Below are 12,344 nucleotides of genomic sequence, written 5' to 3' on the forward strand. Positions count from 1 at the left end.
TATGTCCGCAGCGCCTCCATCATATGAACCGCGTAATCGAAGGGCGTTTCGGCTGGCTTTGGGTGTCACTGTCGTTTTCACGCTTGGTCAGATTTACCAATGGCCCGTCGCGCTGCTCGCATCTGCGGGTGCGGTCGCATTTTTGCAGGATCCCAAGGCGATGCCTTTCTGGTTCGGGCTGCGAACCACCTTGATCGCAATGACGGCCCTTGCGGGTGGCTTTCTGACGGCACTGCTCCTGTCGGGCTACCCGGCAGTCATGGTGCTTACCTATGGGCGTGGTCAAAATGTCCCGAATGGACTGACGCAGATGGTCGATTCCGCTGAGTTTCCGGCCGTTGGCCGCATTGATCCCGTACATGCGGCCATCATGGCCAGCCAACGCCCTGCAATCCTCTGGCGGTTTCCCCTCCGCGGAGGGTCAAGATCAGTCGCGTACTTCGGCTCGCTAGTTTTTATCCAGTGGACGAAAAAGTAGTGCCAATAGAAATATTGAGCAGAGAGGAGTAATAAACAGTGAAAGCAGCCACCATGCCAATATGCTCAGCCCACGTCGATTAGCCATAGTCGCCACTTTGGCGAACAAAAGTACGACTACAATCAGTAACAATAAAAAGGTGGTTTCTGACACCGATTGCCTCCTGTTTCTAAAACCTAAACTGGTCGCGAGATCACCGTTGAATACCTGTTTTTTATTTTGAGGAAACTCTTCTCAAAAAGCTCATAGGACAGTGATGATAAGGCGAGTGTCATCGCAAGACCCAGAGCAAATATCAAAATCCCCTCTCCCGGACCGTCGTTGGATGACAGACTCGCAACCAACTTTCCTGCCATCGATATGCAAAGTACGTGGTATACATAAACGCCATAGGAAATCTTGCCGAAGTAGCGCACCGGGCTCCATGACAGCACGCGCGCCAGGAGACCATCTGTTTGAACACCTACGACAACTAATACACAGCCTAATGCTATGACCGTGTACCCGATCACCTGATACAGCCCGGGTACATCCACCGGCGGAAACAAGACAACGCTAGCCATGAGAGCTATTCCGATCACAGTTAGCAAACTCGAATGTTTCATCTGGGCTCCAGTCATCAAAACAGCCGCGATCGCACCCAGAACAAAGGAGTCCGCCCTTAGTGGGAGCACCCAAATAAAGGGGTGCTGGGTGCCCAGCAGTGTGAACCCAAGGCGTGCGACAATAAGGACGGCAATCAGCGACAAAGCGATTGCAACAAATGAACGGCGACCAGCCCCGGACAAAAGATAAAGCAAAAGAAGCATCGGCAACACAGCGTAAACCTGCTCCTCTAACGAGATCGTCCAAAGATGCGCGGTGAAAGGCACCGGAGAATAGCCCCCAATGGCGGTCATCAGATTCCCAGTGAAAGACATGAAGCCCAACCACCATCCGACAACTGTGCTTGCTACTAGGTGACCCTCTATCAACGCCCATGCGCACACTGCAGTCAGATAGAAGATGTACAGTGGGAAAATCCTGAGCGCGCGTCGGATGTAGAATCTTCTGATTGAAATGGCCTCGGTGGCCTTCCACTCCAAAAGAAGAATTTTCGTCAGCAGGAAAGCGCTAATTGCAAGGAAAAGATCAACGCCGATCCATCCGTATTCTTTGATACCAGATAAGAATGGAACATCCGGCGAATGATGTATGAACACTAATAGTGCCGCCACAAATCGAAGGCCATCAATCTGCGGCGAATAATAAACTGACTTTTCACGCACTGTGGAGGCGCTCCCAATTGTTGACCTTCAACTTCCCCAACAACAGCATGACTCGTCGTCATTTGCCTTCAAGAAGAAGGGTGTTTGGGGTCGCTAACATCCTAAAGACGCTATCTCAATCACCTTCCACTACTGCAAGGCCCAATGTGCCAGCACATACAACGGAACATCGCCGGCATAAGCGGCGATTTTCAGGAGTGATGGCACTGACCGGGGTGTTTGATTGCCGTCTGCGTCAAAATCAGGTTCAGCAGAGGCGATTTCTGCCTGCCAAATCGCAGCCTGTTCCAAATCGGCACCATCAGGCATCCGACCGTCAGTGATCGTTGGGTCACAGCCGCCGCAACTACCGTCTCGGCTGGCATTCTATTTCGGATTGCCTGTGTCAGATGGTCCCGGTGCTACCTCGCCGTGGATATGGGTCACCAAACTAACTCCTTCGGCGATCACATCACCACCAGAGACCGTGACGTCGCCATCAGACACAGCAACGTTTCCTTTGCCCGAAATATCGCCCTCAAAATTACCCGCCGGCGGCGCGCTCGCGAACGGGCCTGCCAAGATAATCCCTCGTGTCGTGTCTCCCCCGGGTGACAGCACAATGACTTGAGTGCCAACCGTTGGCGGTATCCAGAACTTAAGCGCCTCAGAGCCAAGTTGGGCGATCGGCAGCCAGGCGCTTGCTGCACCGTTACCCCAATCCACCTTGGCCCGGGCATTGCCTCGATCAACTTCGACCACGGTCGAGACCATTATCAGGCGCTCAACAATTTGCATGAGCTGGGCGGTCGCATAGTCAGACATCGTTGCGAACATCCTTGTAATCGGCTTCATTGTCGGACCCAATATCGGGTGCCCACGACGCCAGAACCTGCGTGGGCGTCACGCCTGAATCGATGAAATAGCTCGACCCGACACAGGCAAAATGCACCCACTCCAAACGCCAAATGTTGAAATTGTCGGCTTGCGGCGCGAACTCGTCTGGTTCAACGGCCAGAACTTCGGCCGCGCCCCATTTCACTCCAAGTCGGTTGTTGTGAACGAACGCAGCCAGCGCGCCGGCCGCTTTGATGCTGTCTCGCCGCACACGCGGCGTTCTGTTACCCATAATGAGGCGCGCCTCGACGTGAACCAGGCAGGGGAACTGACCTGTATGAGGGTCTTTCTCCGCTTCTGGCTCTAACTCTGATAGCTGCAACAAGATGGCCGGAACCGGCAGGTCACGTGGTGCCTGATCCTCAGACGCAACGGTTTTGAACGCCTGAAACTCACCGGCAATGGTGGCGACGATGGTATCCAGCGCCGTGCCCAAATCAATTTCGTCTGCCATCCCCTACCCCCAAAATTGTGCGCGCGCGTATCTCGGATTGAAAGTGCTTGAAGTAGATCGAGCCGATATCCACGAAGGTGCTGTCAGACAAATTCGAACCAGCCTCAGCTAGGCCAATAGAACTGCCCTTTAAGCCGCACCAAGTTCGCGCCACTCGGCAAGAGCGGCGGTGCGTGTCAGCTTGAAGGTGTCTCGGCTGGTGAGAGATCGCTCCTGATTGAAGTGGTTGTGGACGGAAGAATGAACAGCGGCGAACTTCTGCAGACTTCGCATCCGCCTGAACCGCTGCATCGCGCGTTCTCGTCGTCGGAATGGGAGGTGGGAGTTCTCAACTCGATTGTTGAGCCACCTTCCCGTCTGTTGTTTTTCTAGCGCTCCCATTTCTTTGAGTGCCGCCTTGTAGGATGCAAAACGGTCGGTCACGATCTCGACCGCCGTGCCGGGTCGCTTCATCAATTTCTTAAGGAATTTCAGTGCTGCAGCTTTGTTTCGGCGTTTGGTGACAACGGCTTCTAGCACCTCGCCTTCATGATCCACAGCCCGCCAAAGATAATGCCGCTTGCCATTCACCTTCACAAAAACCTCGTCCACGTGCCACTTCCATTTAGAGAACGCACGCAGCTGCTGAACGCGCTTTCGTCTGATCTCAGCAGCAAATATCGGGCCAAACCTGTTCCACCAATAACGGACAGTTTCGTGGCTCACGTCGATGCCTCGCTCGTGCAGCAGATCTTCAACATTCCGAAGCGAGAGCGGGAATCGGATGTACAGCATCACCGCTAGACGGATGATCTCGGGACTGGTTTTGAAGTACTTAAAAGAGGCAGGTCTGGTCATGGGCAAAAGCTACGAAAGCCCCCAGCCCGTCTCAACCCAAGTTCTTCTGACAAGACCGTCGCGCAGCGGGAGTTTGATATTGAGAGGTTTCGCATCAAACTGCTGGTCGGCCACCAGCCCGATGCGAACGACGTGACGGCGCGAAATTAAACCGACCTATCCGACCTGACGTTCCTTCACCCCGTCATTGAGACCTTGGGTGAATGAATCCTGCAAAAAGGCCGGATCGCTGCAGGCGAGAACGTTGTGTCGCTACGGGCGTGAATGGCAGAGTGAATAATTTGAGCGCTGTCGGTGCGATCACTCGCACTTCTGATCGGAAAATCCCTCTGGTCTACCAATATAGCGGGTCTTTGTATTCAACAACGGAAGTTCGACTGCGTCGAAGGCGTTTATCATTTTGGTTTCTACAAACGTCTTTCCGGCATCTCCCATAGGACCGTGATAGTAGTAGGTTAGGGACTTGGTCTCCTTCGGTTCGACGCCGCCAGAAACAGAAAAGGAGCTACCATCTTTGTTAATTGGCACTGACCTGCCTTCTTGCTTCACAACGTATTCGAACTGAACCCCGCTGATTGCAAATGGCAGGTTGTTTGTTATATCGAAGGCTAAATTTTTGGAGAAGTCGCCTTCTTCTACACGAATGTTCGAAATAACAATCCGCTCATCCAAACACTTCTGTTGGGCAAAAAGCGCCTCTGCACTCTTTTGTTCCTCAGCTTCGGCTTCCGCAGCAGCGCCCGCCTGATCTGCTTTTCGCGTAGCAATTTCAGCGCCTTTCACTTTCACGTCGTTGGCCGTAACTCCGGACATCCAGACGCCCATGCCATCGTAGAATTTGTCGCCAAGCTGTCCCATCGCCATGAGTTGAGGCAGGCCGGGTTCGGCTGCACTCGTAACTGGATTGTTCTCCATTAGTATCGCAATCAGCGCTTGCCCAAATGCCTTCTTGTCGTCGGGCGGCATGCTCTCAGTCACTTCTTCGAGTGATTTCTGCATCGTTTCAACCGAGGAAAAATCTAGCTCGTTATCGTTACCCCAAGGCCAAGCGATGGCGGGGCTGACGAGGGTCAAAGATGCAACAAGCGTGAGTGCAACAAATTTCATTAGAATCTCCGGCTGATCATATCTCTCAAAATGGGTGACCACTTAGAGTTGTGCTTCGGCGGTTGGAATGGCGGAAAGCGCGACTCGGATCTCGACCTGTAAGAGCTGAATAAGGCTGGATTAGGGCAAAGAACTTCCATGTGTAGAAAGAGCTTGCTCGACCTACGTGACCAGCGCCTTGAGCGTTTGGGCGTTCAGGTCGACCGTATTGACCGCTCTACGATCGAGCGGGCCGCGCGCGAGCAACGCGTCCACGACCGGGCCCGCAAGCATGCCGCCCAGCGCGGCTATGACGGCCCCGAGCCCCTGATCTGCCCCGACATAGCCTGACTACCTCGTGCCGCCTTCCCTCCCGGGGCGTGCGGACAACTGGCCGGGGCTCTCCTCCCAATGCCCCGGCCCCTTTCCCCAAAGGTCTAACGATGAATGATTTGATCAACGATAAGCTCGCGCGCCTGCTGACGGATCTGGATAACCTGCCCTACATGGGTCGCCGTGACCGGATCGTGAACGAGGTTCTGGAATCCAGCGGCGTTTATATGATCCCAAACGAGGCTATGCCTGGGCGTCAATTCATTTGCGTTCTGGATCTGCACGGCATTCGTGCCACGGGTACTGATGAGGCCGACATGATCACCAATTGGATTGACGCGGCTCAAGATCAGCGGGCGGCGGCATGAGCGGGCGTCTGGATATCAAGCGCATCGTCGTCGCGGTCGAGCAACTGGAATTGACCGCACCCGCGCGCAAGCTGCCGGTCCTCAAGTACCTGGCTATGCACAACGGCGGTCGTTGGGACCTGCCCAGCGCAAACGGCGACTATGAACCGCTTATCAAGTCGATCGAACTGTTCGGCGTCTATGCGATGGCTGAGGACGTCGAGGAACTGCCCCAGAACTGGCTAAAGGCCGCGTACAACATCCTGATGGCAAACGAGGCCGAGGAAGCGACCACACCGCCCACGGGAACGCCAAAGCTGGGCGACGAGGTGAGGTTCCAGCGTTCCGCTACCCACCACCCCGAAACGGGCATTGTGCGCGGCCGTCAGTTCGGCACCGGCATTATCGAGGTCGAAGACCGGAACGCCGAACAAGTGCGCCTGAACCCCGATCAATACGAGGCCATCGGCCATGCAATCCCCTGACGCCACTCACGGCGACCGGCCCCTGTCCGCTCAAGACCATCCCGAGCGCGACAGGGACAACGCAGACCGCCCGGCGCATCAGATCGAAGACGACGGTTTCGTCACCGTCTACCCGCCTTTAAGGAGTGATTTAGAATGAGTGTTTCTAGCCATCTGGTTGAAACCCCGGAAGATCTCGCCGTGAAAGTCAAAGCATGGAAGGCCACCGAGGCCGAGCTGATGCGCTTTGGCAAGGCATACGCGGACCACCACGAAGTTGGGCTTGGCAAGCCCAGCGCAATGCAGGACGCGATCGCATGGGACGCATGGGACAAGGGGTATCCAAAAACCGTTGTCCGCGATGCCGGGAACATCTTGCGCCGGATTCAGGTCGCAAAAGAGGCCGAAAAATCTGAGGATGGTGCCGAGCATAAAACAAAACTGCGCGCTCTGCTGTGCAACTTCGCCAACAACATCGGTTTGGGCAAGGCCTATGCAGAGGTGACACAATGAGCAGCAGGCCATTAAAGGTCCTGGTTGGATGTGAAACCTCGGGAATTGTCCGTCGGGCGTTCCTAGATCAAGGCCACGATGCTTGGTCATGCGATCTACTCCCCGCAGATGACCGATCGAACCGACACATGCAGTGCGACGTTCGCGATGTGCTGGATATGAGTTGGGACTTGCTGGCAGTAATGCACCCGCCATGCACTCGGCTTTGCAACAGCGGCGTGCGCTGGCTGAGCAAACCGCCAGAAGGCCGGACGCTGAATGACATGTGGTCGGAACTGGATAATGGCGCTGAACTGTTCTCGGCGTGCTGGAACGCCCCTGTCCCGCGCGTGGCTATCGAAAATCTCGTCATGCACCGCCACGCCAAGGAGCGGATCGAAAACTACCAACCATTTGCGCAGAGTGTGCAGCCCTGGCAATTCGGGCGCGATGAAGATGGCCCGGATAACGAGAAAAAGCGCACATGCTTTTGGCTTCGCGGCCTGCCGACCCTGACACCTACAGGCACACTAGACGGCACTACTGCCCGCGACAGTGTATTTAAAGCCAGCCCCGGCCCCAATCGGTGGAAAACCCGATCAAAATTCTTCCCCGGTTTAGCTGCCGCCATGGCTTGCCAGTGGGGTAGCCATGCAACGGAGGCGATTGCAGCATGACACCGAACGAGCATGACTCGCGCGGTGAACACCTTATCCGATGCGCGCCGCGCGCTGACAAGGACGAACCCGAAACCCGCCTGAACGAACTGGATCTGCGCCGTAAGAAAGTTGCGAAACTGATCAACATGCAACTGACCGCGCCTGAGATCGCCCAGCGCCTCGGGTGTTCCGACAGCATCGTCTACAAGGACGCCGCCAAGCTAAAAATGAACCTGACTGGCGCGAAATCACCGGGCCCGAAACGCAAGATTTCAGCTTAACTGAACAAGAACCGAGATCGCGATGAGCAGCATAACACCGATAGCCGTTAGTGAACGGAATGCCGCCAAACTACTCGACATGCCTGTCGGTAGCTTTCGGGATCTTGTGTCCAATGGTATTTTGCCCAGACCCCGAAAGATTGGACCTCTTGAACGCTGGGATGCGGATGAGCTTAGGGCGATACTAAGAGGCCAAATGATTGACGGGTACGAGGACGTAAAATGGTGAAGAAAAAGTTTACCACGACCAAGATTATCAAAGGCCGGACGTATCAGTATTTTCGCAAAGATAGCCGCTATGTGCGTTTGCCTGACGATCCTCAAAGCGAAGAATACGATCGAGAGTATTGGCGGCTCATGCGAGGCGACGGAGCGATCTCCAACCGACTGACTTTTGAAAAGCTGATTGCCAGTTACAAGCAAAGCCCCAAGTGGCAGAAACTCGCACCGCGTACCAAGTCGGACTATTCGAAAGTGTTGGAGTACTTGTCCGATACAGTCGGCAAGAAAGATCCGACGAAAATGCGCCGCTCAACCATAATCGAGGCCCAAATGGCAAACCGCCATCGCGCCCGGTTTGCTAACTACATCCCCCACATGCTTTCAATCCTGTTCGAACACGCGATCGACCTGGACTGGCAGCGGGACAATCCAGCCAAGGGTATTGAGAAGCTGAAAACGGGTGATGGTCACAAACCTTGGCCAACATCTGCGGTGGACATGTATCGCAGTAAGGTTTCGGGCCTGCCGTTGCTGGTCTTCGAATTGGCCATTGGTACAGGCCAGCGCGCGACGGATCTAACGCTCATGGAATGGGATCACATCGAGGATGACGGCATTTGGGTCACTCAGGGAAAAACAGAGGCCCGTCCATGGATTCCCTTCACCAATCGACTTCGGGACGTGTTGGCAGCAACGCCACGATGTAGTCTGCGCTACATCATGTGTGACGAACACGGTCGGCAACTGAACTACGACCAAATCCAGAAGGCAACGATCGCAGAACGCAAGAAGCTGGGCCTCGACGCTTACAGCTTGCACGGCCTGCGATACAGCGCAGCGAGCGAACTGGCGGAGGCGGGATGCACTGACCAGCAGATCGCCGCGATCACCGGACACAAAAGCCTGTCCATGGTTCAAAAATACTCGAAGGGCGCCAGTCAAAAGCGACTCGCAAAGCAGGCTCAGACCAAGCGGGACCAGAACAAGAACCGAACATGAACGTGGGAAACTTTTTGGGAAACCACAAAATCGGCGGTTTCGGAGCGTGTTCGGTTGGTGGTCGAATTCGCCATATTTTTATGGCGGGGAGACAGGGATTCGAACCCTGGGAACGCTCTCACGTTCAACGGTTTTCAAGACCGCCGCATTCGACCACTCTGCCACCTCCCCGCGTGGGGCCGGGTCTAAGGCCATCGCGAACCGGTGGCAAGACCAAATAGGGAATTCTTGCCGAAGCGCCTGCTGCGGTCTTTCCATGACACTTTGGCCGCGTTATGATCCGCAGGAAAGACCGAAGCAGGCTGGCATTACAGAACCAGCAATCGGCGGCGGGTCTCGGGAAACGAGGCCCAATCAGGCAAGGGATGACAAGATGAAGCGAGCGACAGAGACACGCGCACATCCGCGAGCGTTAGCGGCTTTGGCCGTTATGTCCGTGGTTTTGGCTGGTTGCGATGAGGTGCTTTCCCCCGACGATGTCTCGGCAGATGCCCAAAGCTCTGAAACCGCATCAGACGGTCGGACGGACCTTTTCCCCGTACCCGCCGGTAGCCCGAAAGATGATGTCGAAGCACCCGAGGTGTTTCAATTGTCTGAGCCCGGACTATGGGACGGCCGTCCGTCATTGGGCGGCATATGGGTTGCCCATCCGGATGTGACACAACCCGAGCGTGTACGCGTCAAAAACCCCAAGAACAACAAAACGATCACCGCCGCGTTGTTCCATCGCGAAAGAAACCTACCGGGCCCCGAACTGCAGCTTTCCTCTGCTGCGGCCGAAAAGCTTGGTATTCTGGCTGGTGCACCTACAAATGTTGATGTCGTCGCCCTGCGTCGCAAAGCGCCCGAGCCGAAACCTGAGCCGGTTGAAGAAAAGCCCGCAGCCGAAGAGACCCCTGTCGAAGAAACGCAAACCGCAGCAGCGGATGAGTCCAAGACCGACATCGCCGAAAATGAGGCCGCAGATGCTGAACAGCCAGCCAAGCTCAAATGGTGGCAACGCAAAAAACCTGCTGCGGCGGCCGGTGCCGCGACTGCGGCTGCTGTAGCCGCAGATGCCGTGACCGACACGGCAACCGACACAGCGGAGGAAACAGCCACCGAGACGATCGAAACCGTCACAGAGACTGAAAAACCGGCCAAGCTAAAATGGTGGCAGCGCAAAGAACCCGCCACGGCGGCCGGTACCGCGACTGCAGCGGCCGTGGCCGCTGATGGCGCGACCGATACTGCGACCGACACAGCGACTGAGGTAGTCGAAACGACGGCAGAAGCAGCATCATCGGCTTCACTGGTGGACCCTGAGGTTACCCCCCCGACTGAACAACCAGCCAAGCGTAAATGGTGGCAAAAGAAAAAGCCCGATGAAATCACCGAAACGCCGCTGGACCCGATCGCGGGCGCGGCTGCGGCGATTGACGCGGCAGAACCCACACCGGCCAGCACCCCCTCTGCCACAACCGCCGACGCATCGGCAGCCACGGCGGCTTCGGTATCGTCCTTGTCAAAACCGTTCGTCCAGGTCGGCACTTTCGGGGTTGAAACCAACGCCAATAGCGCTGCCAACAAGATCCGCCGCAACGGAATGCCTGCCGAGGTGCGAGAACTAAGCTCGGACGGCAAAACGGTCTGGAGGGTCCTGGTCGGCCCAGCCACGTCGCGCTCGGAACGCAATGCCATGCAGCGCGACGTCAAAGACCTGGGCTTTAACGACGCGTTCACCGTCAAAAACTGAAACAAAGGAGGCCCCCATGCTGTCCTCACTGCGATCATCTGTTTTGACCCTCGGGCTGGCGCTGTTTGCCCTGCCCGCGCACGCTTTCGACACAACCGCCCGAGCGGCCTATGTGATAGATCAGACGACCGGAACGGTTCTTCTGTCGAAAGAAGCAGACCAGCCGCTGCCGCCTGCGTCGATGTCCAAACTGATGACGCTCTATGTCGCGTTTGAGGCGTTGCGCGATGGCCGCCTGACCCTGGGTGAAACCCTGCCCGTGTCAGAACACGCCATGAGCTATGGTGGCTCGACCATGTTCCTGAACACGCAGGATCGTGTTCGGGTCGAGGATCTGCTGCGTGGCATCATCGTATTGTCGGGCAACGACGCATGCGTGGTGATTGCCGAGGCGCTCAGCCCCGACGGGACCGAGGCCGGGTTTGCCCGCTACATGACACAGCGCGCCAAGCAGATGGGCATGGACAACTCGAACTTCGCCAACTCGAACGGCTGGCCGGCGGCGGGCCACATGATGTCGGTCCATGACCTTGCCGTATTGGCCAACCGCCTGATCAGCGACTTTCCCGAATACTACCCTTTGTTCGCAGAAGAAGAGTTTGAGTTTGATGGCCGTGCGCCGTCGAACAAACGCAACCGCAATCCGCTGCTGAAACTGGGTATCGGGGCCGACGGCCTGAAAACCGGGCATACGCAAGAGGCGGGTTACGGCCTTGTCGGCTCGGCCAAGCAAGGCGACCGTCGGGTTGTCTTTGTCCTGACTGGCCTCGATAGCACCGCCCGTCGCGCAGAGGAGGCTGAGGCCGTGGTTAACTGGTCGTTTCGCAATTTTGTCGAGAGGACAATTGCCGACGCCGAAACGCCGATAGCCGAAGCCCAGATTTGGATGGGCGCCGAAAAAACTGTTGGGCTGGTGCCCGAAGGGGATCTGACCTTGTTGTTCCCAGTTCTCAATGACAAGGATGTCAAAGCTGAGGTCGTCTACGAAGGCCCAATCAACGCGCCTGTGGAAAAGGGGCAAAAACTGGCTGAGCTGGTGATCACCCCCGAAGGGTTGCCGGAAATCCGCCGCCCACTGTTCGCGGCCAAAGACGTGCCTGTTGGTGGCTTCGTCGTGCGCATGAAAACCGTTGGCGGTATTGTTCTGGAAGACGTGATCGGCAATCCGCTGGAGGCGATGTGACGAAGGCAGGGTTGTTTCTGACCTTCGAGGGCATTGACGGGTCTGGAAAGTCATCACAAGCGCGCATGCTTGCCGAACATTTGCGCGGCCTCGGTCACGATGTGGTTCTGACCCGCGAACCTGGAGGGTCCGCTGGCGCGGAAGAAATCCGAAGCCTCGTTTTGGAAGGTGACCCGGATCGCTGGTCTGCAGAGACAGAAATCTTGTTGTTTACGGCTGCGCGCCGGGATCATCTGGAACGCACGATCAGACCGGCGCTGGCCGAGGGTAAAGTCGTGATCTGCGACCGCTTTGCCGACAGCACCCGCATGTATCAGGGCTTGTCGCGCGGCGATCTGCGGGGATTGGTCGATCAATTGCACGACCTGATGATCGGGCGCGAACCCGACATGACCGTTTTGATCGACATGGACCCCGAAACAGGGCTGTCCCGCGCCAAGGGGCGACAGGGAACAGAAGAACGGTTCGAAGATTTCGGGCTGGCTCTGCAACAACAGATGCGTGCAGGGTTTCTGGCCCTTGCGGATGAGTATTCCGACCGTTTCCGCGTGGTTGATGGCAACCGGGACATGGACAGTGTTGCACAGGATGTGACAGATATCGTTCTGCAAGCTTTGCGATAGACGATAG

General features: G+C 56.2%; 17 protein-coding genes and 1 tRNA gene. 11 read left to right on the forward strand and 7 right to left on the reverse strand.

The genetic code is table 11. The features are described 5' to 3' along the window. Position 1: 1 nt before the first annotated feature. Positions 2-478 carry a DUF2955 domain-containing protein gene (locus DS906_RS01025; RefSeq protein ID WP_113788414.1) on the forward strand — a complete coding sequence of 159 codons (477 nt, stop codon included), beginning with the start codon at positions 2-4 and terminating at the stop codon, positions 476-478. 176 nt (positions 479-654) lie between these two features. Here DS906_RS01025 and DS906_RS01030 read toward each other — a convergent pair whose 3' ends face one another. From DS906_RS01030 to DS906_RS01055, 6 genes are all read right to left on the reverse strand, one after another. After that, positions 655-1,746, reverse strand: a complete 1,092-nt coding sequence (locus tag DS906_RS01030; protein WP_158541257.1) for an acyltransferase — start codon at positions 1,744-1,746, stop codon at positions 655-657. 129 nt (positions 1,747-1,875) lie between these two features. Continuing rightward, a complete protein-coding gene (locus DS906_RS01035; RefSeq protein ID WP_113788416.1) occupies positions 1,876-2,055 on the reverse strand; it encodes a hypothetical protein in 180 nt (59 codons plus the stop codon). Positions 2,056-2,112: 57 nt separating this feature from the next. Continuing rightward, the gene (locus DS906_RS01040) at positions 2,113-2,550 is read right to left on the reverse strand and encodes a phage baseplate assembly protein V (protein WP_233494646.1); all 438 of its coding nucleotides are present in this window, start codon (positions 2,548-2,550) and stop codon (positions 2,113-2,115) included. Then, complete coding sequence (locus tag DS906_RS01045; RefSeq protein WP_113788418.1) at positions 2,543-3,076, reverse strand: hypothetical protein; 534 nt, start codon at positions 3,074-3,076, stop codon at positions 2,543-2,545. Before DS906_RS01045 ends, DS906_RS01040 begins: the two co-directional genes overlap by 8 nt. Positions 3,077-3,205: 129 nt before the next feature. Then, complete coding sequence (locus DS906_RS01050) at positions 3,206-3,913, reverse strand: IS6 family transposase (protein WP_113788419.1); 708 nt, start codon at positions 3,911-3,913, stop codon at positions 3,206-3,208. A gap of 300 nt (positions 3,914-4,213) precedes the next feature. Beyond that, positions 4,214-5,020 carry a DUF6694 family lipoprotein gene (locus tag DS906_RS01055; RefSeq protein WP_113788420.1) on the reverse strand — a complete coding sequence of 269 codons (807 nt, stop codon included), beginning with the start codon at positions 5,018-5,020 and terminating at the stop codon, positions 4,214-4,216. Between the two features lie 138 nt (positions 5,021-5,158). Here DS906_RS01055 and DS906_RS01060 point away from each other — a divergent pair, with 138 nt between their 5' ends. From DS906_RS01060 to DS906_RS01095, 7 genes are all read left to right on the forward strand, one after another. Further along, positions 5,159-5,350 (forward strand): hypothetical protein, encoded by a 192-nt coding sequence (locus DS906_RS01060; protein WP_113788421.1) that lies wholly within the window; start codon positions 5,159-5,161, stop codon positions 5,348-5,350. 92 nt (positions 5,351-5,442) lie between these two features. Continuing rightward, positions 5,443-5,700: a hypothetical protein gene (locus DS906_RS01065; RefSeq protein ID WP_113788422.1), complete on the forward strand. Its 258-nt coding sequence runs from the start codon at positions 5,443-5,445 to the stop codon at positions 5,698-5,700. Next, a complete protein-coding gene (locus tag DS906_RS01070) occupies positions 5,697-6,164 on the forward strand; it encodes a hypothetical protein (RefSeq protein ID WP_113788423.1) in 468 nt (155 codons plus the stop codon). Before DS906_RS01065 ends, DS906_RS01070 begins: the two co-directional genes overlap by 4 nt. A 135-nt stretch (positions 6,165-6,299) precedes the next feature. Then, a complete protein-coding gene (locus tag DS906_RS01075; RefSeq protein ID WP_113788424.1) occupies positions 6,300-6,656 on the forward strand; it encodes a hypothetical protein in 357 nt (118 codons plus the stop codon). Next, on the forward strand, positions 6,653-7,312 hold the full coding sequence (locus DS906_RS01080; RefSeq protein ID WP_113788425.1) for a hypothetical protein: 660 nt from the start codon (positions 6,653-6,655) through the stop codon (positions 7,310-7,312). The genes DS906_RS01075 and DS906_RS01080 overlap by 4 nt, the downstream gene beginning before the upstream one ends. Then, the gene (locus DS906_RS01085; RefSeq protein ID WP_113788426.1) at positions 7,309-7,575 is read left to right on the forward strand and encodes an HTH domain-containing protein; all 267 of its coding nucleotides are present in this window, start codon (positions 7,309-7,311) and stop codon (positions 7,573-7,575) included. Before DS906_RS01080 ends, DS906_RS01085 begins: the two co-directional genes overlap by 4 nt. A gap of 222 nt (positions 7,576-7,797) precedes the next feature. Beyond that, on the forward strand, positions 7,798-8,796 hold the full coding sequence (locus tag DS906_RS01095; protein ID WP_113788428.1) for a tyrosine-type recombinase/integrase: 999 nt from the start codon (positions 7,798-7,800) through the stop codon (positions 8,794-8,796). Between the two features lie 81 nt (positions 8,797-8,877). Here the strand turns inward: DS906_RS01095 and DS906_RS01100 are convergent. Beyond that, positions 8,878-8,967 (reverse strand) — tRNA-Ser (locus DS906_RS01100). 202 nt (positions 8,968-9,169) lie between these two features. Here DS906_RS01100 and DS906_RS01105 point away from each other — a divergent pair. From DS906_RS01105 to tmk, 3 genes are read left to right on the forward strand one after another with little or no spacing between them, the layout of a single operon-like run. Further along, complete coding sequence (locus tag DS906_RS01105) at positions 9,170-10,531, forward strand: SPOR domain-containing protein (RefSeq protein ID WP_113788482.1); 1,362 nt, start codon at positions 9,170-9,172, stop codon at positions 10,529-10,531. A 16-nt stretch (positions 10,532-10,547) separates the two neighbouring features. Continuing rightward, positions 10,548-11,714 carry a D-alanyl-D-alanine carboxypeptidase family protein gene (locus tag DS906_RS01110; RefSeq protein ID WP_113788429.1) on the forward strand — a complete coding sequence of 389 codons (1,167 nt, stop codon included), beginning with the start codon at positions 10,548-10,550 and terminating at the stop codon, positions 11,712-11,714. After that, entirely contained in the window at positions 11,711-12,337 is a 627-nt protein-coding gene (gene tmk / locus DS906_RS01115) for a dTMP kinase (RefSeq protein ID WP_113788430.1), read from the forward strand. The genes DS906_RS01110 and tmk overlap by 4 nt, the downstream gene beginning before the upstream one ends. Positions 12,338-12,344: the final 7 nt, after the last annotated feature.

The organism is Ruegeria sp. A3M17, assembly GCF_003318255.1.
GTDB lineage: Bacteria > Pseudomonadota > Alphaproteobacteria > Rhodobacterales > Rhodobacteraceae > Ruegeria.

Coding starts and splice junctions, on each gene's coding strand:
- DS906_RS01105 (WP_113788482.1), top strand. CDS start 9,170: ATGAAGCGAGCGACAGAGACACGCGCACATCCGCGAGCGTTAGCGGCT.
- DS906_RS01075 (WP_113788424.1), top strand. CDS start 6,300: ATGAGTGTTTCTAGCCATCTGGTTGAAACCCCGGAAGATCTCGCCGTG.
- DS906_RS01040 (WP_233494646.1), bottom strand. CDS start 2,550: ATGTCTGACTATGCGACCGCCCAGCTCATGCAAATTGTTGAGCGCCTG.
- DS906_RS01095 (WP_113788428.1), top strand. CDS start 7,798: ATGGTGAAGAAAAAGTTTACCACGACCAAGATTATCAAAGGCCGGACG.
- DS906_RS01060 (WP_113788421.1), top strand. CDS start 5,159: ATGTGTAGAAAGAGCTTGCTCGACCTACGTGACCAGCGCCTTGAGCGT.
- DS906_RS01050 (WP_113788419.1), bottom strand. CDS start 3,913: ATGACCAGACCTGCCTCTTTTAAGTACTTCAAAACCAGTCCCGAGATC.
- DS906_RS01080 (WP_113788425.1), top strand. CDS start 6,653: ATGAGCAGCAGGCCATTAAAGGTCCTGGTTGGATGTGAAACCTCGGGA.
- DS906_RS01025 (WP_113788414.1), top strand. CDS start 2: ATGTCCGCAGCGCCTCCATCATATGAACCGCGTAATCGAAGGGCGTTT.
- DS906_RS01045 (WP_113788418.1), bottom strand. CDS start 3,076: ATGGCAGACGAAATTGATTTGGGCACGGCGCTGGATACCATCGTCGCC.
- DS906_RS01085 (WP_113788426.1), top strand. CDS start 7,309: ATGACACCGAACGAGCATGACTCGCGCGGTGAACACCTTATCCGATGC.
- DS906_RS01055 (WP_113788420.1), bottom strand. CDS start 5,020: ATGAAATTTGTTGCACTCACGCTTGTTGCATCTTTGACCCTCGTCAGC.
- DS906_RS01110 (WP_113788429.1), top strand. CDS start 10,548: ATGCTGTCCTCACTGCGATCATCTGTTTTGACCCTCGGGCTGGCGCTG.
- DS906_RS01035 (WP_113788416.1), bottom strand. CDS start 2,055: ATGCCTGATGGTGCCGATTTGGAACAGGCTGCGATTTGGCAGGCAGAA.
- DS906_RS01065 (WP_113788422.1), top strand. CDS start 5,443: ATGAATGATTTGATCAACGATAAGCTCGCGCGCCTGCTGACGGATCTG.
- DS906_RS01070 (WP_113788423.1), top strand. CDS start 5,697: ATGAGCGGGCGTCTGGATATCAAGCGCATCGTCGTCGCGGTCGAGCAA.